This is a genomic window from Nitrospinota bacterium (genome assembly GCA_016217735.1).
Lineage (GTDB): Bacteria > Nitrospinota_A > UBA7883 > JACRGQ01 > JACRGQ01 > JACRGQ01.
The window spans coordinates 12,825-37,781 of the sequence record JACRGQ010000043.1; the positions used below are offsets into that span (position 1 = coordinate 12,825).

The 24,957-nt window shown below is 59.0% G+C and carries 22 protein-coding genes; 11 read left to right on the top strand and 11 right to left on the bottom strand.

The genetic code is table 11. The features are described from left to right. Window positions 1-33 precede the first annotated feature (33 nt). Window positions 34-258: an SHOCT domain-containing protein gene (locus tag HZA03_07100; protein ID MBI5637717.1), complete on the top strand. Its 225-nt coding sequence runs from the start codon at window positions 34-36 to the stop codon at window positions 256-258. 61 nt (window positions 259-319) lie between these two features. Then, complete coding sequence (locus HZA03_07105) at window positions 320-1,060, top strand: site-2 protease family protein (GenBank protein ID MBI5637718.1); 741 nt, start codon at window positions 320-322, stop codon at window positions 1,058-1,060. A 182-nt stretch (window positions 1,061-1,242) separates the two neighbouring features. Here HZA03_07105 and HZA03_07110 read toward each other — a convergent pair whose 3' ends face one another. From HZA03_07110 to HZA03_07130, 5 genes are all read right to left on the bottom strand, one after another. Further along, window positions 1,243-2,301: a histidinol-phosphate transaminase gene (locus tag HZA03_07110; protein ID MBI5637719.1), complete on the bottom strand. Its 1,059-nt coding sequence runs from the start codon at window positions 2,299-2,301 to the stop codon at window positions 1,243-1,245. Between the two features lie 49 nt (window positions 2,302-2,350). Further along, a complete protein-coding gene (locus HZA03_07115; GenBank protein ID MBI5637720.1) occupies window positions 2,351-3,091 on the bottom strand; it encodes a HAMP domain-containing histidine kinase in 741 nt (246 codons plus the stop codon). Between the two features lie 67 nt (window positions 3,092-3,158). Next, a complete protein-coding gene (clpB, locus tag HZA03_07120; GenBank protein MBI5637721.1) occupies window positions 3,159-5,720 on the bottom strand; it encodes an ATP-dependent chaperone ClpB in 2,562 nt (853 codons plus the stop codon). Window positions 5,721-6,446: 726 nt separating this feature from the next. Then, on the bottom strand, window positions 6,447-7,460 hold the full coding sequence (gene trpD, locus HZA03_07125) for an anthranilate phosphoribosyltransferase (protein MBI5637722.1): 1,014 nt from the start codon (window positions 7,458-7,460) through the stop codon (window positions 6,447-6,449). Further along, the gene (locus HZA03_07130) at window positions 7,457-8,038 is read right to left on the bottom strand and encodes an aminodeoxychorismate/anthranilate synthase component II (GenBank protein MBI5637723.1); all 582 of its coding nucleotides are present in this window, start codon (window positions 8,036-8,038) and stop codon (window positions 7,457-7,459) included. Before HZA03_07130 ends, trpD begins: the two co-directional genes overlap by 4 nt. Before the next feature lie 603 nt (window positions 8,039-8,641). On the opposite strand from HZA03_07130, the gene HZA03_07135 reads away from it, so the two are divergent. The 3 genes from HZA03_07135 (at window position 8,642) to HZA03_07145 (ending at window position 10,792) form a co-directional block, all read left to right on the top strand. Beyond that, window positions 8,642-9,493 carry a response regulator gene (locus HZA03_07135; GenBank protein MBI5637724.1) on the top strand — a complete coding sequence of 284 codons (852 nt, stop codon included), beginning with the start codon at window positions 8,642-8,644 and terminating at the stop codon, window positions 9,491-9,493. A 338-nt stretch (window positions 9,494-9,831) separates the two neighbouring features. After that, a complete protein-coding gene (locus tag HZA03_07140) occupies window positions 9,832-10,368 on the top strand; it encodes a hypothetical protein (GenBank protein MBI5637725.1) in 537 nt (178 codons plus the stop codon). Continuing rightward, complete coding sequence (locus HZA03_07145) at window positions 10,355-10,792, top strand: four-helix bundle copper-binding protein (GenBank protein MBI5637726.1); 438 nt, start codon at window positions 10,355-10,357, stop codon at window positions 10,790-10,792. Before HZA03_07140 ends, HZA03_07145 begins: the two co-directional genes overlap by 14 nt. Before the next feature lie 271 nt (window positions 10,793-11,063). Here HZA03_07145 and HZA03_07150 read toward each other — a convergent pair whose 3' ends face one another. From HZA03_07150 to HZA03_07175, 6 genes are all read right to left on the bottom strand, one after another. Further along, window positions 11,064-11,741 carry an energy transducer TonB gene (locus tag HZA03_07150; GenBank protein ID MBI5637727.1) on the bottom strand — a complete coding sequence of 226 codons (678 nt, stop codon included), beginning with the start codon at window positions 11,739-11,741 and terminating at the stop codon, window positions 11,064-11,066. An 18-nt stretch (window positions 11,742-11,759) separates the two neighbouring features. Then, window positions 11,760-12,164 (bottom strand): biopolymer transporter ExbD, encoded by a 405-nt coding sequence (locus HZA03_07155; GenBank protein ID MBI5637728.1) that lies wholly within the window; start codon window positions 12,162-12,164, stop codon window positions 11,760-11,762. Further along, a complete protein-coding gene (locus tag HZA03_07160; GenBank protein ID MBI5637729.1) occupies window positions 12,161-12,754 on the bottom strand; it encodes a MotA/TolQ/ExbB proton channel family protein in 594 nt (197 codons plus the stop codon). Before HZA03_07160 ends, HZA03_07155 begins: the two co-directional genes overlap by 4 nt. A gap of 18 nt (window positions 12,755-12,772) precedes the next feature. Further along, window positions 12,773-14,008, bottom strand: a complete 1,236-nt coding sequence (locus HZA03_07165; GenBank protein MBI5637730.1) for an exo-alpha-sialidase — start codon at window positions 14,006-14,008, stop codon at window positions 12,773-12,775. Further along, a complete protein-coding gene (locus HZA03_07170; protein MBI5637731.1) occupies window positions 14,005-16,188 on the bottom strand; it encodes a TonB-dependent receptor in 2,184 nt (727 codons plus the stop codon). The genes HZA03_07165 and HZA03_07170 overlap by 4 nt, the downstream gene beginning before the upstream one ends. A gap of 110 nt (window positions 16,189-16,298) precedes the next feature. Next, window positions 16,299-16,778: a hypothetical protein gene (locus HZA03_07175; protein MBI5637732.1), complete on the bottom strand. Its 480-nt coding sequence runs from the start codon at window positions 16,776-16,778 to the stop codon at window positions 16,299-16,301. Window positions 16,779-17,381: 603 nt separating this feature from the next. On the opposite strand from HZA03_07175, the gene HZA03_07180 reads away from it, so the two are divergent. From HZA03_07180 to HZA03_07205, 6 genes are all read left to right on the top strand, one after another. Continuing rightward, window positions 17,382-18,809 carry an amidophosphoribosyltransferase gene (locus tag HZA03_07180; protein ID MBI5637733.1) on the top strand — a complete coding sequence of 476 codons (1,428 nt, stop codon included), beginning with the start codon at window positions 17,382-17,384 and terminating at the stop codon, window positions 18,807-18,809. Window positions 18,810-18,871: 62 nt separating this feature from the next. Next, window positions 18,872-19,513, top strand: coding sequence for a class I SAM-dependent methyltransferase (locus HZA03_07185; GenBank protein ID MBI5637734.1), 642 nt, complete (start codon window positions 18,872-18,874; stop codon window positions 19,511-19,513). A gap of 167 nt (window positions 19,514-19,680) precedes the next feature. Then, window positions 19,681-20,490: a DUF3108 domain-containing protein gene (locus HZA03_07190; protein ID MBI5637735.1), complete on the top strand. Its 810-nt coding sequence runs from the start codon at window positions 19,681-19,683 to the stop codon at window positions 20,488-20,490. Further along, window positions 20,487-22,133 (top strand): NAD+ synthase, encoded by a 1,647-nt coding sequence (locus HZA03_07195; protein ID MBI5637736.1) that lies wholly within the window; start codon window positions 20,487-20,489, stop codon window positions 22,131-22,133. Before HZA03_07190 ends, HZA03_07195 begins: the two co-directional genes overlap by 4 nt. Further along, a complete protein-coding gene (locus tag HZA03_07200; GenBank protein MBI5637737.1) occupies window positions 22,123-22,674 on the top strand; it encodes an arginine decarboxylase, pyruvoyl-dependent in 552 nt (183 codons plus the stop codon). The genes HZA03_07195 and HZA03_07200 overlap by 11 nt, the downstream gene beginning before the upstream one ends. 15 nt (window positions 22,675-22,689) lie before the next feature. Next, window positions 22,690-24,855 carry an LPS-assembly protein LptD gene (locus tag HZA03_07205; protein ID MBI5637738.1) on the top strand — a complete coding sequence of 722 codons (2,166 nt, stop codon included), beginning with the start codon at window positions 22,690-22,692 and terminating at the stop codon, window positions 24,853-24,855. Window positions 24,856-24,957: the final 102 nt, after the last annotated feature.

The following is a 24,957-nucleotide window of genomic DNA, read 5'->3' on the forward strand; positions in this document are numbered from 1 at the left end:
AATTTTACTCAATTCACAAGAGGTAACATTATTATGTGGATGCATGAACCGTGGTATGGGTTTCCGTGGATGTGGATATTCCCGCTGCTCTTTTTCATCGTGATGCTGCTCTTCCTCTTCCGTGGAAGCGGCTGGCCTATGTGTGGCGGCCATCGAACGCACAAGAGGGAAAACGCGCGGGAAATTCTCGACCGGCGCTACGCCAGCGGGGAAATCAGCCGCGAGGAATATCAACGGATGAAGAAAGATATCGAATAACGGCAAGCGGCCGGCGCGGGCGGCCACGGCATACAAGTATTGGTATTGGCGGGAGAAAAAGATGACATCGTTTTTCTGGTTTATGGCCGTGTTCAGCGCGGCGGTTATCGTGCATGAATTGGGGCACTTTTTCGCCGCCCGCCGGTGCGGCCTGCTGGTGGGGGAATTCGCCATCGGCTTTCCGTTCAGCCCGCGCGTCATCACCCTCTTCCGGCACCGCGAAACCGAATTCACCATCCGGCTGCTGCCGATAGGCGGCTTTGTCGGTTTTTCCGGCGGGGACGAGCCGGGCGGATTCGGCGCCCTTTCATCGCGGCAAAAACTTTTCGTGATCGCCGCCGGTCCGGCATTTAATATCGTTTTCGCGGGAATACTGTTTCCCCTCTATTTCATGTTCCATGACGGGATGCCGCTTCCCGCGGCGGCGGCGAAATCGGCCGCCCTCATGCACACCGCATTTGTTGCGGCAGGCCGGTTTCTATACCACCTTGTCGGCACCGGCTCGCTTGACGGGCTTTCCGGTCCGGTCGGCATAGCATCAATGGCCGGTGCCGCGGCTATCGCTGGCGTCTGGAGCATCATTTATTTCGTGGCGGTGCTGAGCCTGAGCCTCGGCATCATGAATCTTCTGCCGCTCCCCGCGCTGGACGGCGGCCAGATCGTCATGATCGCCGCCGAACGTCTCAAAGGCTCGCCGTTCAACGAACGGACGCTTGCGCTGGTCAACAACGCCGGGATGGTCTTTCTGCTCCTTCTTTCAGCAATGGTAACGGTAAAAGACGTGGCCGCCCTGCTGGCCTGACAGCCCGCCTGAAAGCTTTTTTGAGGGAAACTTTCTGTAGAAAGATTTCCCCCAAAACCCCCTTCAAAGACTTTGTGTTCCCGAAAAAGTCCCCTTGTTAAGGGGGCTTTTTCGGGAAGATAGAAAGTTTTTGGAGAGAGTTTGAGAGAGCCTTTTTACAAAAAGGTTCTCTCAATAAAAGTTTACGCGAGGATGTCGCGCAGGGCGGATGCGAGGGAGGCCATCTCATCGTTGGTGCCGATGGTGATGCGGAGGAAATCCGATAGGCGGGGCTTGTTCCAGTAGCGCACCAAAATGTTTTTGGCGCGTAGCGCGTCATACAATTCCTGTCCGCCGTGGCGGGGGTGGCGGGCGAAGACAAAGTTCGTTTTCGAGGGGAGCACTTCGAATCCATGTTTTTTTAGGATGGTAACCGTTTCTTCGCGTGTTTTGATGATGGCCGCGCGGCACTTTTCAAAATAGTCCTTGTCGTCCATCGCGGCGGCGGCTCCGGCGATGGCAAGCCGGTCCATCGTGTAGGAGTTGAACGAGTTTTTCACCGCCTCCATGCCGGTTATCAATTCGGCGTGGCCGACGGCGAACCCGGCGCGCAACCCCGCCAGCGACCGCGATTTGGAAAACGTCTGCGTCACCAGCAGGTTCGGGTATTTGTTCACCAGCGGTATCGCGCTCTCGCCGCCGAAATCGACGTATGCCTCGTCCACCAGCACCACCGTATCGGTGTTGCGTTGCAGCAGCGTGTCGATTTCGGCCACCGGCGTGAAGCAGCCGGTGGGGGCGTTCGGGTTGGCGAAAAGCACGCCGCCGTTTTTGGCGGGGGCGCGGGCGGGATCGATCTGCCAATCATCGGTAATCGGAAACGTGGTGAACGGCACGCCGAACAGTTCGCAGTAGACCGGGTAAAAGCTGTAGGTGATGTCGGGAAAAACCAGCGGCAATTTGTTGCGGAAGAACGCGAGGAACGCGACCGCCAGCACCTCGTCCGAGCCGTTTCCCGCGAAGACGTTTTCGGCCTTCACGCCGTGGTAGCGGGCGATGGCCGCTTTCATCGCGGAGGCGTCCGGATCGGGATAGAGCCGCAGCCCCGCGTCCGCCGCTTCCTTTATGGCGGCGATGGCGCGCGGCGAGGGGGGATAGGGGTTTTCGTTGGTGTTGAGCTTGATGACGCTCCCCTCTTTCGGCTGTTCCCCCGGCACATAGGGTTTGAGGGTTCTTAGCCCCTCGCTCCAAAATCTGTTCATGGAAACGATTGTATCAATAGCACAGAGTGGGGGAAAGAAGCGTTTTGGACTACGCCATCGCGGGCGCGGTAGCGTCGGTCTTCACCAGCGGCAGCGAGATAAGGATGACCGTCCCCTTTTCGCGGGAGTCTTCCACGGCGATTGTTCCGCCGTGCCGGTCCACAAAAAGGCGCGCGTTGTAGAGGCCCAGGCCAGCCCCGTTGAATACCCGCTTTGAGGTCATGCTCCCCTGCTCGAAACGGGAAAATATTTTTTCCCGCTCCTCCGGCGCAATACCGGGGCCGGTATCGGCCACGCGGATATTTATCAGGTTATCCCGCTGCTCCACTGAAAGTGTTACGCTGCCGCCCGCCGGGGTGAATTTGAGGGCGTTCGAAATGATGTTATTGAAAACATGGTGGCGCAGCCGCATCATGTCCCAAAAAACCGGCGGCAACGGCGTCCGTGTGTCAACCGAGAGCCGGATATTTTTTGCTCCCGCTTCGTATTCGAAAGTTTTGGCGGTCTCCCGCAGTTCGCCGGCGAGGTCCGCGGTCCATGCCGGTTCCACATGCTCTTTTCCCGCTTCCATCTTTCCCATCGCGAGAATGGTTTCTATGAGTTCCAGCATCCCTTCCCCCGCCCTCACCATTCGCTCCACCATAAGCAGCCAATTGGGATCGTGCGGCTTGTTCCGCATATCGCGCAGGAGGAAACGGGAACAGCCGATGATGGCCACCATCGGCGATTTCAGATCGTGGGTGACGATGGAGAGGCTCGCGCTTTGCCGTTCGAGCGTTTCCTTATTCATGCCGCCATGATACGGCGGCGGCGGTTACGATTTGATGGCGTTCCGGTTAAGATTACGGTCAAAGTAATTAAGCCGTTATCACCCATCCATCTTTGTAGTCTATGAGCACGTTGCTTCCTTCGCCGATCTTTCCTTCCACGATGCGCAGGGCCAACTCATCCAGAATCTCGTTCTGAATGACGCGCTTGAGCGGCCGCGCGCCAAAGGCCGGGTCGTAGCCCGCCACGGCTAGGCGCTCGGTGGCACGCTTGGTGAGGCGCAGGGCTATCTTCTTTTGATCCAGCCGTTTAGCAACCCGCGCCACCTGTATTTGGACGATCTCGGCCAACTCTTCGCGCCCAAGGTGTTGGAAAATGATGGTATCATCTATCCGGTTGAGGAACTCGGGCCGAAAAAGACGGCGCAACGCGGCGAACACCTCTTCGCGCTGCCGCTTGGCATCGTCTTTAAATTCGGCGATCTGCTCCGCCGCGATGTTTGAGGTCATTATCAACACCGTGTTGCGGAAATCGACTGTCCGCCCCTTGCCATCGGTGAGCCGCCCTTCATCCAGCACCTGCAACAGCAAATTGAAGACATCGGAATGCGCTTTTTCGATCTCGTCGAAAAGAACCACGCTATAGGGATGGCGGCGCACCGCCTCGGTGAGCTGTCCCCCCTCTTCGTACCCCACGTAGCCGGGGGGCGAACCGATAAGCCGCGCAACGGCATGTTTTTCCATGTATTCGCTCATATCAACGCGGATGATGTTCCGCTCGTCGTTGAACAAAAATTCCGCCAAGGCTTTGGCCAGCTCGGTTTTTCCCACGCCGGTCGGCCCGAGGAAAATAAAGCTCCCCATTGGACGCCCTTCTTCCTGTATCCCGGCGCGGCTGCGGCGCACCGCGTTGCTGACCGCTTTAATTGCCTGTTTTTGGCCCACTACCCGCCGGGCAAGCTCCTCTTCGAGGTGAGTGAGTTTTTGGCTCTCTTCCATCAACATCCGGGTAACCGGGATGCCGGTCCAACGGGAAACCACGGCGGCGATATCCTCTTCCGTCACCTCTTCCTTGAGAATGGAGCGGTTTTTCTGCAGCGCACCGAGCTTCGCCTGCGTCTCGCGCATCAGTTTTTCCTGCTCGGGAATTTTGGCGTAGCGTATCTCGGCAACTTTTTGAAGTTCGCCCGCCCGCTCGGCCTTTTCGGCCTCGTCCTTCAGGCGGCCGATCTCCTCCTTCGCCTTCTTGATGGCGTCGATAACCCCCTTTTCGTTCCGCCATTGAAGTTCAACGGTTTTTAACTCCTCGGCAGATTGGGCCAACTCCTTTTCCAGCTCTTCCAGACGCTTTTTGCTCGCTTCGTCGGCCTCTTTTTTAAGGGCGGCGCGTTCAATTTCCATCTGCCGTATTTTGCGGTCGAGCCGATCCAACTCGGCGGGGCGGCTTTCAAGATCCATCTTGAGGCCGCTGGCCGCCTCATCCATCAGGTCGATTGCCTTGTCCGGCAAAAAACGGTCGGAAATATAGCGGGCCGAAAGGGTAACCGCAGCCACAATGGCGTTGTCACGGATGCGTACGCCGTGGTGCAATTCGTATTTCTCCTTAATTCCCCGCAGGATGGAGATGGCGTCTTTTTCAGAAGGCTCCTCCACCATCACCGGCTGGAACCGGCGCTCTAGGGCGGCGTCTTTTTCGATGTATTTGCGGTACTCCTTCAGCGTGGTGGCACCGATGGTGTGCAGCTTGCCCCGTGCAAGGGCCGGTTTCAATAGGTTGCCCGCGTCCATCGAGCCTTCCGCCGCGCCGGCGCCGACAATAGTGTGCAACTCGTCGATGAAGAGGATTATCTCCCCTTCCGCCGATTCAATTTCCTTTATGACCGCTTTAAGCCGGTCTTCAAATTCACCCCGGTATTTGGTACCGGCGATGAGCGCGCCCATATCAAGCGACAATAACCGCTTGTTTTTAATGGTGGCGGGGACGTCCCCTTCCACGATCTTCTTGGCCAAACCCTCCACGATGGCGGTCTTGCCGGTTCCCGGCTCCCCCACCAGGCAGGGGTTGTTCTTGGTGCGGCGGCTGAGTATCTGCATAACCCGGCGAATCTCATCCTCCCGCCCCACCACCGGGTCTATCTTGTTCTGTTTTGCCTGCCGGGTGAGATCGACGGTGTATTTTTCAAGCGCCTGATACTTCCCCTCCGGGTCGGCATCGGTCACACGCTGGCTCCCCCGGACGGAAGCAAGAGTCTTTAAAACCTCGTCGCGGGTTATTTTGAGGAGTTTTTTCACCGCTGGCTGAGCCAGCATCCCCAAAAGGAGATGTTCGGTACTTATGTACTCGTCGTGAAGCTGGGCCGCCTCCGCTTCCGCTCCCTCCAGAGCCTTTTTGGCTTCGGGGGAAAGGTAGCTGCCCTCGACACCGGTCACGCGCGGCATGGACTCAAGTGCGGCTTTAACCTCTTCCGCGAGCTTTTCGGGCGAGACCTCCAGCCGGGTCAGAAGGGTCGGAACAAGCCCCCCCTCCTGCCGTATGAGGGTGAGGAGCAGGTGCAGGGGGGTTATCGCCTGATGGGATAGCTTCCCCACAAGCTGCATTGCCCCTTGGATCGCCTCGGCCGCTTTGGTTGTATAGTTGTTAAAGTTCGTCATTGTTATTGGATAAGACCAATGAGACTAAACGTCAATCTTTTGATGGCAATTTACAGTGAATTTGCCCGCTTCCGGATATTGCTTAATTGGAAATGGTAGATACCAATCTCAAAATAAACTATTAATAAGAACATAATGTAATTTATATGGGCTCAAAAACCATATTAATTGCGTTTTATGGCTATTACAAACCAAAGGGTCAGCATTATCTGTTTATTATATTTGTTTGTCGCAGGCTGGTTGTATTGGCTGGATTTAGCAACTCCAACACCATGTTTAGCGCCATTCCAGCATCCTGATTTAGAGGGAAAAGGATTTTAACAAAGCCATTAGACTAGGGTAAAAAATGGCCGATCCGACTATAAATATGTTGACATATAATATGTCAACATATAGCATTTTACGGCCAGTATTATTATATCTTGGGATTTATCAGGATGCTTTTAGGTGCACCGAAATACAAAAATGGCCGTTGAAAAGACCAGCCGGAATTGCCATCCGAACCACAAAATATATGTCAATTGACATATATTTAAACTTTCAAAGATCGATAATGACCAAAATCAATATAGCGACGACATCAACACCAAACATTTAGTTAACATTGCACACAATACTGACCAAAAGATAAGCAACACTCATAAATTGTTAAGAAAACGGGAATAAATACTCATATATGCATTAATAAACACTTTAAATAAGCTGTTATCATGAAATGCTTAGAGGCTAATTGGTCAACCGTTTCATTTCATCAAGCTTTTTGATGGCAACGCCGGAAGTTATTGAGGTATCGGCCAATGCAACAGCCTCTTTAAAATCCTTTGCCTTGCCGCCAGCCATAATGGCAAGGGCTGCATTCATGATGGCGATATCCCTTTTTGGCCCCTTTTCCTCCCCTTTTAAAATTCTAAGGGTTATCCGGGCATTAGCTTGGGGGTCTTCCCCTTTTAAATCTTCCGGCTTGCAACAGGAAAAACCGTGCTTTTGGGGATCGAAATCGTAAGTCGTTACTTTTCCATCTTTCAATTCGCTCACCTTGCTTGTAGTCGTGAGCGTTAGCTCATCCAGCCCATCGTGTCCATGCACCACAAAAACATGCCTTGAGCCAAGTCTTTTCAATACGTTGGCCAGCGGCTCGGTGAGGGCGTCGGAATAGACCCCAATCACCTGGTTTTCGGCTCCGGCCGGGTTGGTGAGGGGGCCTAAAAGATTAAATATCGTCCTTACGCCTATCTCCCTGCGGGGGCCGATGGCATATTTCATCGCGCCGTGCATCATCGGGGCAAAAAGGAAGCCTATGCCGCACTGCCGGAGGCACTCCTCCACCCGGCTCTGCTCCGCCTCGATATTCACCCCAAGCGCCTGCAAGAGGTCGGCGCTTCCTGATTTGCTGGAGACCGACTTGTTCCCATGCTTTGCCACAATCAGCCCTGTGCCGGCGGTGATGAACGCGGCGGTGGTGGAAATATTGAAAGTCCCGGCCGAGTCACCGCCGGTGCCGCAGGTATCTACCACCGTCTGGCCTTTGGGGGTATCGATCTTCACCGCCTTTTCCCGCATCACCCGCGCCGCCCCGGTGATCTCGTCCACCGTCTCCCCCTTCAGCCGGAGTGCCACCAAAAAGGCGCCGATCTGGGCGGGGGTGGCGGCCCCTGTCATGATCTCATCCATAACCTGAACCATATCCGCTTCGGACAGGTTCAGGCGGTCAATAACCTTCGCTATAGCCTCTTTAATCATACTTTTGCCCCATATATGGTCAAAAAGTTACTTAAAATACCTTTCCCGTGGTTTGTAAGTATTGATTCCGGGTGGAACTGCACCCCCTCAATCGGCAAGGTTTTGTGTCTAACGCCCATGATTTCGTGCAACTCATCATCATAGGCCGATATCTCCAGATCGTCCGGCAGACTCTCCCTTTCAGCCACCAGCGAGTGGTATCGGGTGGCGGTAAAGGGGCTGGGAATGTTGGAAAATATGGTTCTGCCGTCGTGGAGGATGTTCGATGTTTTTCCATGCATCAGTTTTTTGGCCTTTACGATCCTTCCGCCGAAGGCTTGGCAAATCGACTGGTGGCCGAGGCAGACCCCCAGTATCGGGAACTTCCCTTGCAGCTTTTCCACCACGGCGAGCGATATACCCGCCTCGTTGGGCGTGCAGGGACCGGGGGAGATGACGATATAGTCCGGCTTTAGAACCTCTATATCCGCCACGGTGATGGCGTCGTTGCGGAAGGTCTCCACCATCTGCCCCAGTTCGAGGAAGTACTGGACGAGGTTGTAGGTGAACGAATCGTAGTTATCGACCATCAGCAGCATTCCGGGATTTTACCGCGCGGGGAGGGGAGGGGGGAACCTTATTTTTTAGGTTCTTGGCGGAACGGCGATTTTCGGGGGGCGTTTTTTGCGTTTATTTTGCCTTCAATTCTTTCAAAACCGCCAACCGCGCCAAATCTTTCACCGTGCGCCCGGTTGAAAAACGTGGGGGAGGGGAGGGGGTAGGGCCGCCCGGCCCGCCCACGAATGCTCCAAATCCACCAATTCCGCCAAAACCGCCAGATCGCGTTGACAGTTCTTTGGCGGGGAGAGGGGGCGGCAGGTGAAAATGGCGGCCATTTTTGTTTGTTAGCGTCCTCCAAACAATTTATAGTTGCGCTGATCATTAACGGAAGAGGGGAGGGATCGCCGAGCCGATGTTGGAATCAGAGCCGCAAGCGCCCAACTGTTTGGAATGTGCCCATTACCACATCACATGGGACGTGGCATTTCCATACGGCTGCCGGGCGATCGGCTTCAAGAGCAAACGCCGCCCGCAACTGGATGTTCTGCAAAATTCCGGCGCATCCTGCCTGGCGTTTGAATTGCGGCAAAAGGCGCCCAAGCCCGCCTGAAATGTTTTCACGCGGATGATAGAATTAACACATGGGTGATTTGAACGATCTTGAGTTTCTGCGCAAGTTGGCGGCGATGAAGGTTCTCATCGTTGACGACCAGAAGAACATGGTGAAAACCATCGAAAACATGCTGGTCTCCATTTGCGCGTTCAAGAGAAAATCCAATTCCGTTTTCCGGGCCTATGACGGGGATCAAGCCTTGGCGGCCATTATGAACCAGCCCGATGCCTTGCCCGGGCATATCGACCTTGTTCTGCTGGACTGGAACATGCCGAAGGTTCCCGGCATCGAGGTGGTGCGCGCCATCCGCAATTCCCCCAAGCCGTTCATAAAGGACCTGCCCGTTATCATGACTACCGGCGAATCGCTGGCGCGCGACGTGAACAACGCCCTCTACGAGGGGGTGGACAACTACCTGCTAAAACCCTTTGTGGCGGACGACATGCGGACGCGGATGAACCCGCTGCTGCGCCACTATTGGGGCGGACAAAAAATGCGCCGGGCCAAGAACCGGCGGCATGAAAACCGGTATTTCGCCGACCGCGTGAAAATGAAAGTGCTGGTTGAATTCATGAACGGCGAAGAGCGAACCGCGGCCCCCATCACCATATCGAAGCATGGCGCGCGGGTGGAAATGGATACCCCCAAAAAATTCGAGGTGCATGGACTCCGCTTTGAAACCTGGGGGAAAACCGGCGTATTCGAAAACCGGGTCGATTGCGTCGGTTTTGTTCCCGACCTTGAAGGCGCCCCCCCGCGCATAGGGCTTTCCCTCTGGTTTAAGTTCGGCTTCCCGGATGAGGAACTGGAAAAGCGCTGGTCGGCCTGGGTGGAAGGAGCGCGCCGGGCCGAGTTGGAATACCGGGGCGTCCTCGTCTGATTTTAAATGGGCGGCCATAAGCCGATGCACTGGAGATTGGGGGGTGTCTCAATTTGAATTTTTCGGAGTTGCCCTTCCCAACGGTGGCACGGGCAACGGCCTATAGGCCATTTCCGGAGCGGATTGAGAAATTCCATTCCGCTCCTCCTTTCCTGCCCGCGGCGCGTCTGCCGGGACGCGCGAACTGCGTTTGCAAGAATTTGCGCCTTGCAGGCGCAACGCGGACAAGAGTGTCCGCGCCACCAAGCTGATTAAGTTTGAAGCTGTTTTTCAAACTGAGACACCAATCTGGGGCGCGGTTTGACTCGCCGACAGCGCGGCCTTATAGTGGATTGACAATGGTGAGGTGGGTTTTCCCGGCGTTCGCGCTCCTGCTGCTCATGCCGCTATCCGCGGCGGCCGCGGCCAACTGCCGCCACGAACAAAGTCATGCCGCCAATCACGCCGCGCGCGCCGAACCGGTCGAAAGCGTCCCGGCCGCCGGAGCCGCGCCCTGTCCGAATCATCCGGGCCAGCCCCGCACAATCAAGGCAAGCATGATGCCCAAGTGCAACATGGAAGGGTGCTGCATCAAGGCCGATGGCCCGCTCTCCACCGGCCTCAGCAACCGCCTTTCCACCAACGACGACAACGCATTGGGCATTTCCGCCGGCCAGCCCCGCGCCGGCGGACGGCTGGTGAATGCCGCTCCCCATCGGCTCCACCCGCAAAGAAACCCGCCGGAACCCGATCCCCGCCCCCCCGCGCGGCATGCCCTCTTTAAATATGTACACGTTTTTGGCAAAGCCGCGCCTGATGCGCCCGCGTTAGCGGAGCCGGGCGGCGGCGGAAAAGTAACCAACACTATCAGCAGGAGGATTTATGGACAGACGTGAAATGCTTACCACCCTCGGCGGCATCGCCGCCATCGCCGCCACTTCGGGTATCGCCTTCGCCGCCGAGAAGGGGCACGAACACCACGCCGCCGCCCCGGGAACCGCCGCGTTGGCCGCTTCCGCGTTCGACTGCGTTCAAGCCGCCGAAACGGGGATACGGCACTGCCTGGTGGAGTTGGGCAAAGGGGACAAATCGCTTGCCGAATGCGCGGCCAAAATGAACGAGCTGAAGATCGCCTGCACCGCCCTGGGGTCGTTTTCTTCCTTTGATTCGGCCAGCGTGAAGGAAATGGCGCGGCTCACCATAAAGGTGTGCGAGGAGAGCGAGAAGGAATGCCGGAAATTCGAGAAGCATAAAGAGTGCATGGATTGCGCCGAGTCGTGCAAGAAATGCATCGCGGAGTGCCGCAAAGTCGCCGCATAACAACTGAAACGCAATCCGCTCCCCGCGCCAAGGCGGGGGGCGGAATAAAATCCAGGCGATCCCTTTCTATCGGGGCGTTGAAAAACCCCCGTGTCATTCTGAGGAGCGAAGCGACGAAGAATCCCTTTCCGGAAATAGATTCTTCGCCCTTACAGGACGTTTCCGCGGCGGTTTGTACGCGGCTGGCTCCATTGCATTTCGCCGCCGCATCTTCTCTCCGCCGCTCCCGCGCCTTTGGCTCAGAATGACAAGAATGGTTTTCGACAACCTGTTAGCCGACGCGGAAGTTGAACGGTATCCGCACCCGAACGGCGACCGGCCTGCCGGAAATGTATCCCGGCTCGAACTGGCTTTGCTTCAGGGCGGCTATCACGGCGGCGTCGAAATCCTCGCCGCCGCTCTGGGCGATGCGGACGTCATCCACGCCGCCCTTTTCGTTGATAAAAACTTCCACCACCACGCGGGCTTTCCGTCCCGACCTGAGCGCCGTCCGGGGATAGACCGGTTTTACGTTCGTGCGGAAATAGGGGAGGTTGGACAGCTGCTCCGTCTCCTGATACGCGGGTCCCGGGGGCAGGCTCTCCGTCCGCGGCGCGGGGGGCGCATTCTGGGCGACCACTTCGGGAGCGGGAGGGGTCTCCGGTTGCGGCGCGGGGGGTTCCGCCTTCGCCACGATGGGTTCCACCGGCTCCGGCTTTACGGGCGCCGGCTCCGGTTTGGGGAGGGGTTTCGCCGGCTTTGGCGGCGGCACCGGAGCGCACGCCGTGGAGGTATGGGAAACGGGCGCCGCCCTGCGCACGGCCATCGGCGCTTCCCGGAAGCGGTAAACCTCCGTGGGCAGATAATCTTTTTTCGCGCCCAGCGCCCAGGCGGCGCAACCGAACACGGCGCAGTGAACCGCCAGCGAAACGGCGGCGGCGGGGAACCAGACGGCTTTAACTCTTTTCATCGTGTCCTCCATGCCCCATCAAGCGGGATTTTTCGGCCGGGTGATGATGTCGATGTTGTGTATGCCGCGTCCCTTGAGGGCGTCTATCACCCCCATAAAATCGCCGTGGCGGCAATTCTCGTCCGCGCCCAGCAGCACCTCCGCTTCGGGAGGGAGGCCTTGCACGGCGTTTTCCAGTTCCTCGCGCGAGACCTTCCGCTGGTCGATATACATTGTTCCCAGCCCATCGATGTTGATGACGGTTTTCGGCTTTGCCTGATCCGGCGCGGCGGCGCTGGAGGCTTCGGGAAACGTCATCTCTATCAGCTTCAGGTTCAGGAACGTGGTGGTGGTGATGAAGAAAATAAGGAGAATCAGCACGAGGTCGATCAGGTTCACCGGGGCGATCTCGATGTGGAACTCGGGCCTTCTCCTGCGTCTCACGGCTGTTCCCCCTGTTCCGGCGCGGAAACGCCCCCCAGGAGGCGGTAGAGTTTTTCCTCCACCGCGAGGGAGACCTTTGACGCGTGTACCTCGAACGATTTGTAGGCCACCATGGCGGGGATCGCCACCACCAGCCCGCCCACCGTATCCAGCAGCACCTCTTTGATGCCGTGCGCGACGGCTTTCGGATCGGTCAGGCCCAAGGACGAAACCCCCTCAAACACGTGGAAGACCCCGATGAACGTGCCGATAAGACCTATCATCGGCGCGAGCGTGGCGATGAGGCCGAGGATGGTGACCCGCGCCATCAGCTTGCCGTCCAGCGCGGCCAGCTTGGTCTGGATAAACGGCTCCAGCGATGCGCCATTGCCGTATGCCGCTATCTCGCCGAACGTTTTTTTAATAATCCCTTCCGGCAGTTGCCCGGTCTGGCCCAGCCCGGTTATCCGGTCGAGCGCCCGCACCTCTTCGCCGATTTTTTTATACTCGGCGATTTTCGCCACCATGACCGTTATCGAGGCGATGCTGATGACCATCAGCAGCTTCATGCAGTAATCGCTGTGAACGACGAAATCCATCATGTATTGCATACCGCCTGTTTCTCCCCTTTACCGGGCCACGCGCAACAGCGAGCGGGTGTTGCGCATCTCATCCTTCGACCATGCCACGGCCATCATGCCGTTGGCGTTTGCGGCAACCGCGGGGGAGGAGGATTTCCGCACCCCGTCGCTCAGCCGCCGCGCCGTGCCGCCGGAGGCCGCCTTGAACATGATGTTGCCGAAAACCGGCGTCACTTCTTCCCACGTCAGGTAAACCTTCCCGCCCGCCACGGCAAGCGCGGGATGATCCGGGAAAAATCCGGGGGTGACGGCGATCTCTTCCTTCGTGAAGGCCGCGCCGCGGTCCGCCGACACGGCGTAATAGATGGCCGGTTTCCCGCCCCCTTCCGAATACCAGATGACGTGCAGCTTGCCGCCGCCATCCACGCCGAGGCCCGCGCCGCGGTGGGGGCAGCCGGCGATGACCCACTTGTCGTTTCCCACGACGGCGGGCGCGCCGAATGTTTTGCCGCCGTCGCGCGACGAGGCGGCCACCATCTCCCGCACATCGTTGGCGAAGACCTTGCGCCATACGGCGTAGACCGTGCCGTCCGGGGCGATAGCCAACGCGGTGCGGCAGCAGGGGCAGGAGCCGCCGTCGATCTTCACGTTCGGCGAAAAGCTTTTGCCGCCGTCGCGCGAAACGGCAAAATAGGTGGCCGAGCCCACGGTGGCTTTTTCCCGCCCGTCGAGCCACGCAAGATAGATGGCGCCATCCGGCCCCACCGCCATCGATTCAAATCCGGCGGATGCGGGCTGCGGTGAATCGCTCACTTTCACGGCGGGGGAAAAGGTTTTGCCCCCGTCAATCGAACGGCTGAATTTGAGGTCCGCCCCAAACGCCGCTCCCGCGCGGGGAGTGGTCCACGCCGCGTAGAGTTCCCCTTTCGGCCCGGTGGCAAGCATGGGGGAACCGTGGATGCCGGCCGGCTCGTCGTTCCCGCCATCCACCCGCACGGGGGCCGAAAAATCCTTCCCGTCCGCCGATGCGGCGACATGGAAGAGGTTGTGATCCTTTTCCTCCTCGAACCACGCCAGATAAACCGCGCCCTTCGCGTCCATCGCCGCGGCGGGGGTGGAGACCGCCTTGGAGGGATGCGTTACCCCGCCTATCTCCGCGAATTCCATTTCCCCGGAAGTCTCGGCGCACCAGGCAGGGGCGGCAAGGCCAAGCATCAAGACGGAGGCCGCCAGCGCGGCGGCCCCCTTTTTTGCCGTTACTTCAAACATGGTTTTCATTCTCATTTAAAGCGGTATTCCACGCCCGCCGAATACGTGCGCGGCATGCCGGGGGCATACTGTTCCCCGGATGCGGCGGTGTACGCCGATAACATGGCGTACCGCTCGTCGGCGATGTTGGTGACGCGGCCGAAAAACTCCAGATTCTCGCCGGCCTTGTATGAAAGCCGCAGGTGGAACAGATTGTGCCCGGGGTATTTGTGGGTGTTGTCGTCATCCATCCAATAGCTGCCGAGGCGTTCCCATTCCGCTTCCACGCGGCCGCCGCCCAGCGCCGCCGGACGCCAGTTCAGGCGCAGGTTGCCGATTTCGGACGGGGCGGATGCCTGTTCCTTGCCGTCGTAGTTCAGGCCGGTTTTGGGGCTCCAATTCCCGTAGGTGTGCTTGGCGTAGGAATAGGCGATTTCCATTCCCACGGTGTCGGCCAGCCGGGCGGTGATTCCCGTCTCGATGCCGCGGTGCAGCGTTTCGCCGGCGTTCAGCGTCTCGCGGGTGTTGTTCGCGGTGTTGGTGTAGCTCACGATGTCGTCCGTCTTGGTCATCGAGTAGGCGGTGATTTCCCAACCGAAGCTCTCTCCCGCCTCGCCGCGCAGGCCGAGGTCATAGCTGTCCACCTTCACCGGCTTGAGGTCCACGGTGTTTTCCGCCTGCCCTTGCCGGAAGAGCTGCGATTCGGACGGGGTGCGGAACGCGTGGCGGTACGAGACGAAGCCGCTCAAGGACTCGGCGAAGCGGTAGGTGAGGCCCGCCTTGGGGCTGAAATGCGTAAAGTTCACGTTTGTGTTGGCGGGGCGCCGCTTGGCGCCGGTGGTAACCGTCGACAGGTTGTTGGTGTAGCTGTATCCCATGTTGTCGTAGCGCAGCCCCAGGGTCAGGCGCAGATTTTCCGTGGGGGAAAACTCGGTATGCGCGTAGGGGGAAAGACCCTGGTAGGCCACCGTGTAGTCGTAACTCTTGGCGCCGACGGCATAGCCGGTGTAGATATTGCCGGTCTTGGTGACCGTCAGCCTGTCCTCGTCGTAGCGGCCGGGGCTGTAATCGAAATCGGCTCCCACGATGATGCGCGCCCGCAGCGATTCCAGATCGACGCGGTACTTGGCCAGCGCGCCGAACGAGTCGTTGCCGCCGCTGGAACGCTGGGGGTCGTACGAGAGCGACCAGTTCGGCAGGAGATCCATGCTGTTCGACCGCACATAGGGGGTGATGCTGACCAGCGTATCGCCCGATTCCTTTTCGTACGCCGAGGAAAGGCGGAGCGCCTTCACCTTGCGGTAGGAGATCGGCGTGTAGTTGACGGTGGGGTTGTTCTGGTAATCGGCAAGCGAAATCTGCGAGGTGCCGGCGGTCTGCTGATCGATATTCGAATAGGTGGCCACCGTCTTGAACCGCGAGCCGCTTTCGGATTCCACATCCCAGCGGATGGTGCCGGACTGGCGGTCGAATTTGGTCATATCGCGCCAGCCGTCGGTGTGGGATACGTTCACGTCGGCGCGGACGCCGTGGCCGCCGGCCGATACCAGCGTGCGCCAAAAGCCGAATCCGCCCATCTCCAGCGATACGTCCAGCTCCGGGTTGACCGGCGCGGGGCGCGTGAGCACGTTCACGGTGCCGCCTATCGCGTCGCTGCCGTACAGCGCGGTGCCGGGTCCCTTGACCACTTCAATCCCGCCCGACTGCGGAACGTTCACTTCATACAGCGCATTGTGGTTGAAAAATCCGGTGGAGCGGGTCGGTATGCCGTCTTCCAGAAAGAGGTACACCGGGCTGGTGGTCATCGGCTGGCGGATGGAGGTCATATGCCCTTCGCCGCCGGTGACGTTCACATACACGCCGGGGACGCGCCCCATGATTTCCGCGGGGTGCTGCGGCCGCGTTTCCTGAACTTCCTTTTCCTTCACGCCGCCGACCGCCAGCGGCGTCTCCGCCTTGGTTTCCTTTTCGCGCGTGCCTGTGACGACGACGTCATCAAGGACCAATGCCGGGCCTTCGTGTTTTGATTGTTTCGCCGCCGGGGCCGCCGGTTCTTCCGCCACCGGTGCCTGTGCTGGAGCTTCCGCCGCCGGTGTTGGTGCTGGAGCTTCCGCCGCCGGTTGTTCCGCCGCCGGTTCTTCCGCGAACGCCGGTATCGCCATCACCGCGCAGAGCGACGCCGTCAATAACAGTTTTCCAAAAAATCTTCCGTACATAATTCCTCAAGATGTAAAAAACATGGTTGTTAACGCCTCAAGGGCGGTCTTGCGCGGAACCCGCGCGAAAAAGACGCACTTCAGGCGTTACTTAAGATAGGTTGAGGAAATCAGGCGGCCGGGGGGCGCGGGACGGGAGGATAGAGGTTGGAAAGTTTTTCGAGGAGATACGGAGCGGCAAGCTCCTTTGAGGAAAGCGTGTTAAGCCCTTGGCTGGCATCCACCGCCATTTCGGGCGCGGCTTTGGGGGAGAAACCGCCGTCCGCGAGCGGTATTTCGGTTTTTATGCAACAGCCGCCCGTGCCGCATTTCATCAGGGCGAGGCGCGAGGAATATGTCTGGCCAAAACCGGAATTATGGGGGCAGTCCCCATTCATGTTGTGTCCGTCAGCCGAAGAAACCGGCGCGGTTTGCGGAATCTCTTCGATGCCGCCGGCCGCGGAATGCGCGTGACCGGCGTGACGTTCGTTGGCGTCAATTGTTTCCACTTCGGCCTTCCCGGCTTGTCCGCGGTGGCAGGACTCTTCCGCCCAGGCAAACCCCGGGAGCACCAGAAGGGCGAAGGCAAACGCCGCAAACAGTTTGGACACCCGATCCTCCACTAACTTCGGCCGGGAAAAACTCCCGCCCATCCTCTCCGCAATCCAGAGCAATACTATATCAAAGGCCGCCCGAATTGAAAAGGCGCAGTTTGGAACCTCAATCTCCGGCTAAAGGGGTCACCATGCGTGAAGAAACGGCTTCTAACCATGATTGACGGTATCAACGCCGCTTTCCGGCCCAACATGGTTTTCACACCCATTGGGTGATTTGGGGACGGCTTGGTACCGCAGGATTCATCCTGCGGTTGTCCCCGAAGGGGGCAAGCCTTCTTGGCCCTTGCGGGCCAACAACAGAATGAATTCCGTTGTACCGGCGCAACACACTTCCTTAGCCGGAGATTTGGGTGGAACGGTAATTTGGGGGTGGCGCCTTATTTTCACGGCGGGACACGCGTGTCGTTGGTCCGTTAGGGCCAATTTTGTCAGCCCTTTCGGGCTGATGACAGACAAGATGGGAGGAGCGGGATGGCTTTTTTCCATCCGCTCCGGAGATGGCCTATAGGCTGCTGTCTGTCCTGCCCGCCATATTTTTTCAAACGGGGGCGCTACCCGGCGCTACCGTTGGAGGGAGGGCTAAGGTATAATCAGTAAATGATACGCAACGAAGAAGGAAAATTCCACGATCAGTGCGCCGTATTCGGCGTGTACGGCCATCCCGAGGCGGCCAACCTCGCATATCTCGGCCTGTACGCCATGCAGCACCGCGGGCAGGAAAGCTCCGGCATTGTCACCTCCGACCGCGCCTCGCATTACGCCGAGATCGGCATGGGGCTGGTGGCGGATATTTTCAGCAAAGATAAAATAGAACTCCTCCGCGGCGACCTGGCCATCGGCCACAACCGCTATTCCACCACCGGCGAATCGTTGCTGAAAAACGCGCAGCCGGTCGCGATCAATTATTCGCTGGGGGCGCTGGCGGTGGCGCACAACGGCAATCTGGTGAACGCCGCCGAGGCCCGCAGCCGACTTGAAGATGCCGGCTCGATCTTCCGCAGCAGCATCGATACCGAGGTGATCGTCCACCTCATCGCCAAGTCGGCCGCGGGGAATTTCATCTCCCGCGCGGTGGACGCGCTCATGCAGGTGCAGGGGGCCTACTCGCTGCTGTTGATGACCGAAGAGGAGATGGTGGCGGTGCGCGACCCGAACGGCTTCCGCCCGCTGGCGATGGGGAAGCTGGACGGCGCGGCGGTGTTCGCCTCGGAGACCTGCGCGTTCGATCTCATCGGCGCGGAATACGTGCGCGACGTGAACCCCGGCGAGATGGTCGTCGTTTCGCCCGAGGGGGTGCGGTCGTTCTATCCGTTTCCGAAGCGCCGCCCGTCGCACTGCGTTTTTGAGTTCATCTATTTCGCCCGGCCCGATTCGATGGTCTTTGGGGAATCGGTTTATGGAATACGCAAGGCTTTCGGGCGCGAGTTGTCCAAGGAAAACCCGGTCAAGGCGGATATCGTCATCCCCGTCCCCGATTCCGGCGTGCCGGCCGCCATGGGGTACGCCGAGGAATCCGGCATCCCGTTCGAGATGGGGCTGATCCGCAACCACTATGTGGGGCGCACGTTCATCGAGCCGTCGCAGCAGATACGCCATTTCGGGGTGAAGATAAAGCTCAACCCGATCAAAAAGCTGATCGAGGGGAAACGGGTGGTCGTGGTGGATGATTCCATCGTTCGCGGCACCACCTCCCGCAAGATCATCAATCTCATCCGGCAGGCGGGCGCCCGCGAGGTGCATCTGCGGATCAGTTCCCCCCCCACCACGAATCCCTGCTATTACGGCATCGACACGCCCCGCAAAGAGGAGCTTATCGCCGCCAACAAGTCGGTGGCTGAAATCCAGCGGTATCTGGGGTGCGAATCGCTTTCCTACCTCGCCAACGAACGGATGCTCAATGTGTTCGGCGCGCATGGCGCGGACTTCTGCACCGCCTGTTTCAACGGAGCCTACCCGGTGCCGCTTCCCGGCATGGATATCCGGCAGCCGGGGCTTTTCGAAAGCCTTTCCGGCGCGCCGCGTTAAGCCGCGCGCGCCGCGGGCATTGGGAAATCAAAGGGTAATCTGATATTCTGGCCGTCGGCGTTATGAAACGGAAAAGGGGAGTATCGATGGATCACGACAGCATCAAGAAGATTTATCATAACTATTCCAACGTCTATGATTTCATCTTCAAGCTGATGTTCTATCCGCGCCAGCGGCACGCCATCGAGGGCATGAAGATACGGCCCAATGAAAGCGTGCTCGACGTGGGGGTCGGCACCGGCCTTACCTTGCCGCTGTATCCGCGTGATTGCCAAATAACCGGCATCGATCTTTCCCGGTCGATGCTGCAAAAAGCCGAGCGCAAAAAACAGAAACACCGGCTGGATCATGTGACCCTGATGGAGATGGACGCCTGCGATCTGCGGTTTCCCGATGATAACTTCGATCATGTGCTCGCCACCTTTGTCATCAGCGTGGTGCCGGACCCGGTGAAGGCGGTGGCCGAAATGAAACGGGTCTGCAAGCCGGGTCAGCCGATCGTGCTGGTGAACCACTTCCTGAGCGAGAAGAGGATGCTGGCGCGGGCGGAGGAGCTGCTGGATCCCGTGTGCCGCAAGTTGGGATGGCGCGCCACACTGGCGCTTCCGGATCTGGCCGCGGCCTCGGGGCTGCAGGTCGATTCATGCTTCAGGATGAAGAAGTTCGACCCGTGGTCCATCGTATTCGCCACCAACACGAAGTAATCCGGATTATTCACAGCGATGCTGTTCATAATCCGGAAACCGCCGATCTTTTGAAAATTTTCGCGTTGGCTTGCATTTTTATCGGTCAACATACCGTCAGTATGTTTTCCCCTAAAAATGCCGCGCCGCCGCGTCTTTTCAAAAGCTTGACGGTTTTCCCGCTTTCCGTGAATAAAGCGGGAGTAGCCCGCCGGCTATTCGTGTTTCTGCTGCCGCTGTTGTTTTTCGCCGCCCCCGCGCGCGCGCAGGACCTGCCGTTCAAACCGGGCGAATCGCTGATCTATTCCGCCCGGTGGCTTTTCTTTGATGCCGGGATAATGGAAGCATCCATACCCGAAACGGTGGAGCGGGACGGCCGCCAATATCTGCGGTTCACCCTGCACACCTGGACCACCAATGTTATCGCCAGGATATTTACGATGGACGACAAATTCGAGTCGCTGTGGGATCCGGCGGCCCGTTTGCCCGCGAGCATGAAAGCGGTGATACGCGAAAGCACCACCACCAAGGACAAGCTGCTGGAATTCGACCACTCCCGCGGCACGGCCCTCGTGACGGTGGACGAGAAGCCGCCCGAAACGTTCCGCCTCAACCCCGAAGCGCAGGACTTTTTCAGCGCGTCATATCTTGTCCGCGCCACGCGCCTGAAGCCGAAACAGAAGCTGCTGGTTCCGATTTTTGAGGATAACAAGAATTATCACGCCGACATCTTTGTGATCAAGCGGGAGCGGATACCGGTGCTGGACGGCCAGGTGGATACCGTTATGCTCATCGCCCGGCTGAAATTCGAGGGAGCCTTCACCGGCAGCAACCTGTTATACATCTGGCTCACCGATGACGAGTACCAGATTCCGGTGCGGCTCAGGCTAAACATGGCGTTTGGCGATATCGTTGTGAATCTGGTAAAAGCGGAAGGAGTGGCGCTCCGCGTCATGCGGGACAAAACCAACAGCGGCGCGCTGACGGAGAAGCAATGATCCGCGTGGCGCTGGCGCAGATCAATGCGGTGATGGGGGATTTCGCCCGCAACGCCGCCAAAATCACCGCCGCCATCGAAGCGGCGAAAGGGGAAGGGGCGGCGCTCGTCGTTTTTCCCGAGTTGGCGGTGACCGGCTATCCGCCCGAGGACCTGCTCTTCAAGGATAACTTCATTCATGCGGCGGCGCGGGCGGTGGACGACATCGCCAAAGCGGCGCGCGGCATCTGCGCCGTGGTGGGCTATCCCCGCCGCCACGAGGGGAAGCTTTACAACGCCGCCGCCGCGCTGATGGACGGCCGGGTGGCCGCGGTGGCGCACAAAACCGAATTGCCGAACTACGGCGTATTCGACGAAAAACGGTATTTTGCCTCCGGTGACGGCGGCGCGGTCACGGTTAACGGCGTGCGCATAAGCATCACCATCTGCGAGGATATCTGGGTGGAGGGTTCGCCGGTGGCGGCGCGCTGCGCCCGCGCCGATGTGGGCCTGGTGTTGAATCTTTCATCATCGCCCTACCATCTGGGCAAAACCGAAACGCGCCGCGGCGCGGCCACCGCCTTTGCGAAAAAATGCGGCAAGCCGCTGGTCTATTGCAATCTCGCGGGGGGACAGGACGAACTGGTGTTCGATGGCGGGTCGTTTGTCTGTGGCGCGGACGGCGCGGTGATTGCCGCCGCGCGCGAATTCGCCGAGGATATGCTTATCGCCGATGTGCCGCTGAACGCGGGTGAAGCGGCGGCCAACAAAATCGCGCCGCCGCTGGCCTATCCGGAAAACGTCTGGAACGCGCTCACGCTGGGCACCCGCGACTATGTGGAGAAAAACGGCTTCAAGAACGCGCTGGTAGCCCTCTCCGGCGGCGTCGACAGCGCGCTCACCGCGGCCGTGGCGGCGGCGGCGCTGGGGCGGGAAAGGGTTTGGGGCGTGGCGATGCCCTCCAGATACAGCAGCGAAGGGAGCGTGTCCGACGCCCGCGCGCTGGCCCGCAACCTTGGCATCCGCTTCGACGTCATCCCCATCACGGATCTGATGGACGGCTTTGACCGCGCGCTCGGGCCGCTATTCACCGGCACCGCGCCGGGGTTGGCCGAGGAAAATATCCAGGCGCGCATCCGGGGGAACCTCATCATGGCGCTTAGCAACAAGTTCGGCTCCCTGGTGCTGGCCACCGGGAACAAAAGCGAGATAGGCGTCGGATATTGCACTCTCTACGGCGACATGGCGGGGGGGTTCGCCGTCATCAAAGACCTGCCCAAAACCCGGGTATACGATCTCTGCCGCTGGATCAACGGCCGTCCGGAGCTTCCCCGGATACCGGACAACACCATCACCAAGCCGCCGTCGGCCGAATTGCGCCCCAACCAGTTGGATAGCGACTCCCTGCCGGAATATGGCGTCCTGGACGAGGTGCTCCGGTTATATGTGGAAGAAGAAAAAAGTGTTGTGGAGATAATAGCGCTTGGTTATGATGGGCGCGACGTGAAGAGGACGGTCTCGTTAGTTGATAAAAGCGAGTATAAACGGCGCCAGACGGCGCCGGGCGTGAAGCTGACGCCGAAAGCGTTCGGGAAGGATCGAAGGGTTCCAATCACAAACCGGTTTTTTATAGATTGGGTGGAGGCAAAAGAAGATAGTGAGTAACCTTGTACCGCGGAAAATATTTTTCACCAGGGGAGTCGGCGTCCATAAGGAGGAGCTCCGTTCGTATGAGTTGGCGTTGCGCGACGCGGGCGTTGAACGTTGCAATCTCGTGACGGTGTCTTCCATCCTTCCCCCGCGCTGCAAGATCATCAGCCGCAAAGAAGGGGAAAAACTTCTCGAGTCCGGCGCCATCACGTTCGTGGTGCAGGCCCGCATCGCCAGCAACGAGCCGCACCGGCTGGTCGCCACCAGCATCGGCTGCGCCATCCCCACCGATAAAAACGCCTACGGTTATTTGAGCGAGCACCACTCCTACGGCGAAACCGAAAAAAGCGCCGGCGACTATGCCGAAGACCTCGCCGCGGCGATGCTGGCCTCCACGCTGGGCATCGAGTTCGACGAAAGCCAGAGCTGGGACGAGCGCCGCCAGGTGTTCAAGATCAGCAACAAGATCGTCAACACCCGCAATATCACCCAAACCGCAATAGTGAAAGGCCGCGTGTGGCACACCGTGGTCGCGCTAGCCGTCTTTATTCTGTAACCAAGGCCGGGGAGCATGCATAGTCCCCGGCTGATTTTTCTTCTAAGCGCGCCCGTGTGCGCGCTTTTTCTTTTTGTGTCCGCCGCCGCGGCCGAAGAAGCGCCACCCGCATCGAAGCAGGCGCATCAGGAGGCCGCCGGACGGGACGGCCAAAAAACGCTTCAGATCACCGCCGACAGCATCAACTATTCCGAAAAGGGACAGACGTTGGCCGCCAAGGGGGACATCCGGATCACGTATGGCGATTTCACCGTCACCGGCCAGGAATGCACGATTCAACGCGAAATCCAGAGGGGGTTCATTCAGGGGGATGTGCGGCTGCAGGTGCAAAACGCCGACATCACCGCCCACAACATGGAGTTTTCCCTTGATAGCGGACTCGGCACCCTGTGGGACGCCAAAGGGGTTTTTGGCGGCAACCTTACTTTTACCGCCGGCAAAATCGAGCGCCAATCCGCCGACCGCTTTATCATAGATGAAGGATCGCTCACCAGTTGCCCGGCCGATAACCGGGAATGGGTTTTCAAGGCGCGGCGGCTCGACGTCCGGATGGAGGGGATCGCCGTCTTTGAAGGGGCTTCGCTCCAGTTTTACGGCGTGCCGGTTTTTTATTCCCCCTACTGGTTTGCGCCGGCGGTTACCAAGCGCTCCACCGGTTTTCTGCTTCCCGGCATCGGCTATTCCTCCACGGGGGGAGCCACGGTGAAAAACAGCTTTTTTTGGGCCATCTCGGATCAGGACGACGCCACCCTCTACCTTGATTGGATGGACTGGCGCGGCATCCGCGAAGGGCTGGAATACCGCTACGCCTTCGCCGAGCGCACCTACGGCCAATTGAACCTCGACTACCTTCACGACCGGCAACTGCAAGAGCCGCTCTACAGCGCAAAGTACGACCACCGGATGAAAATCAACGACTACGCCGACAGCATGGCCCGCGCGGATATTGAAAGCCGCACCAGTTACAGCAAGGAATTTGACAACAGCATCATGATGCGCACCCGGCGCTACACCGATTCGTTCGTCAACGCCCATTTTACCGGAGGGCCGTACGCCCTGTCGCTCACGGGACGCGACCAGCGCGAGCTGGAGGTTACCGGCGGCGAGGTATTTGGCAAGCGGCCCGAGCTTTTGTTCGCGGCGATGCCCCGGCAAATCGCCGGATTGCCGCTGGTGGCGGAGGGGAGCGCATCGGCCGTTTCATTCGCCGCGAACCGGCATGGCGACGGCGAAATAAGCCGCCTTGACGCCCGTCCCCGCTTATCGGCGCCATTCACCCTATCGCCTTTTTTTAACGTTACGCCGTGGGCGGAGGGGCGTTCCACCTGGTACAGCCGTTCCGAAACGGAAAACCGGGCGTTCGCGGTGAACTACTACGCGGCCGGCGCGGGGGTGGAGGGGCCGCGCATCCACCGGATATTCAACGGGGATGAAAATGCCTGGAAGCATGTCGTCACCCCCCGGCTCGATTTTACATACGTTCCCGGATACGAAACCGGCGGCGATGGCCGCCAACAGGCTGTGCCGCTGGACATATTGGACAAGCACGGCCCCAAAACCCTCGCCGCCGTTTCGCTGCTGAACCGCATCTATTCCCGCTCACGGGCGGACGAAATCGCGCGGCTCAACATCAGCCAAGGGTACGACTTCCGCGAAGCGCAACGGATCGACATCGCTGAAACGCGCCCCTGGGCCGACCTCACGGTGGAATTCAAGAGCCGCCCCGCCGAATGGCTGCTGCTCAACGCCGACCTGGCATATAACCACTACGAGCATGAGCCATCGGCCATGAACCAGGAGGCGGGGCTTACCTGGGGCGATTTCCATATCTCATATGACCGGCGTTTCGTGAACACCCCGCGTTCAACCTTCTCCTCCGGGCTGTTGGGCTACCGGTTCAACAAGGCGTTCTCCACCGAACTCTCGGCCATCTACGATGAAGACCGCGGCGAGGCCACCGGCTCGCTCGCCACCGTGAACTGGGAATCGTGCTGCTGGGGAGTTTCGTTCAACGCCGGCTCGCGCCGCCGCACCGAGCAGTTGGCTGACGGCGGGGTGCGCTCCGAAACGGAAACCCGCTTTTTCCTTAGCATCAATCTCAAGGGGATCGGCGACATCGGCGAAAAAAGCGCCCCGCTCATCCCCCCCAAAGTACCCGTGCGGGAAACCTCCGCCCAATAGCCACGCGACGGAGCAATTCCGCTCCGGCGTCCGCCGCACCCATGCCCTGGGGCGCCAAAATCATTTTCCGGGGGCATCGCCGCCGCAATGGGGGTAATATGA

Coding starts and splice junctions, on each gene's coding strand:
- HZA03_07205 (MBI5637738.1), top strand. CDS start 22,690: ATGCATAGTCCCCGGCTGATTTTTCTTCTAAGCGCGCCCGTGTGCGCG.
- HZA03_07135 (MBI5637724.1), top strand. CDS start 8,642: ATGGGTGATTTGAACGATCTTGAGTTTCTGCGCAAGTTGGCGGCGATG.
- clpB (MBI5637721.1), bottom strand. CDS start 5,720: ATGACGAACTTTAACAACTATACAACCAAAGCGGCCGAGGCGATCCAA.
- trpD (MBI5637722.1), bottom strand. CDS start 7,460: ATGATTAAAGAGGCTATAGCGAAGGTTATTGACCGCCTGAACCTGTCC.
- HZA03_07160 (MBI5637729.1), bottom strand. CDS start 12,754: ATGCAATACATGATGGATTTCGTCGTTCACAGCGATTACTGCATGAAG.
- HZA03_07195 (MBI5637736.1), top strand. CDS start 20,487: ATGATCCGCGTGGCGCTGGCGCAGATCAATGCGGTGATGGGGGATTTC.
- HZA03_07110 (MBI5637719.1), bottom strand. CDS start 2,301: ATGAACAGATTTTGGAGCGAGGGGCTAAGAACCCTCAAACCCTATGTG.
- HZA03_07130 (MBI5637723.1), bottom strand. CDS start 8,038: ATGCTGCTGATGGTCGATAACTACGATTCGTTCACCTACAACCTCGTC.
- HZA03_07180 (MBI5637733.1), top strand. CDS start 17,382: ATGATACGCAACGAAGAAGGAAAATTCCACGATCAGTGCGCCGTATTC.
- HZA03_07140 (MBI5637725.1), top strand. CDS start 9,832: ATGGTGAGGTGGGTTTTCCCGGCGTTCGCGCTCCTGCTGCTCATGCCG.
- HZA03_07185 (MBI5637734.1), top strand. CDS start 18,872: ATGAAACGGAAAAGGGGAGTATCGATGGATCACGACAGCATCAAGAAG.
- HZA03_07170 (MBI5637731.1), bottom strand. CDS start 16,188: ATGTACGGAAGATTTTTTGGAAAACTGTTATTGACGGCGTCGCTCTGC.
- HZA03_07145 (MBI5637726.1), top strand. CDS start 10,355: ATGGACAGACGTGAAATGCTTACCACCCTCGGCGGCATCGCCGCCATC.
- HZA03_07100 (MBI5637717.1), top strand. CDS start 34: ATGTGGATGCATGAACCGTGGTATGGGTTTCCGTGGATGTGGATATTC.
- HZA03_07165 (MBI5637730.1), bottom strand. CDS start 14,008: ATGAGAATGAAAACCATGTTTGAAGTAACGGCAAAAAAGGGGGCCGCC.
- HZA03_07150 (MBI5637727.1), bottom strand. CDS start 11,741: ATGAAAAGAGTTAAAGCCGTCTGGTTCCCCGCCGCCGCCGTTTCGCTG.
- HZA03_07115 (MBI5637720.1), bottom strand. CDS start 3,091: ATGAATAAGGAAACGCTCGAACGGCAAAGCGCGAGCCTCTCCATCGTC.
- HZA03_07105 (MBI5637718.1), top strand. CDS start 320: ATGACATCGTTTTTCTGGTTTATGGCCGTGTTCAGCGCGGCGGTTATC.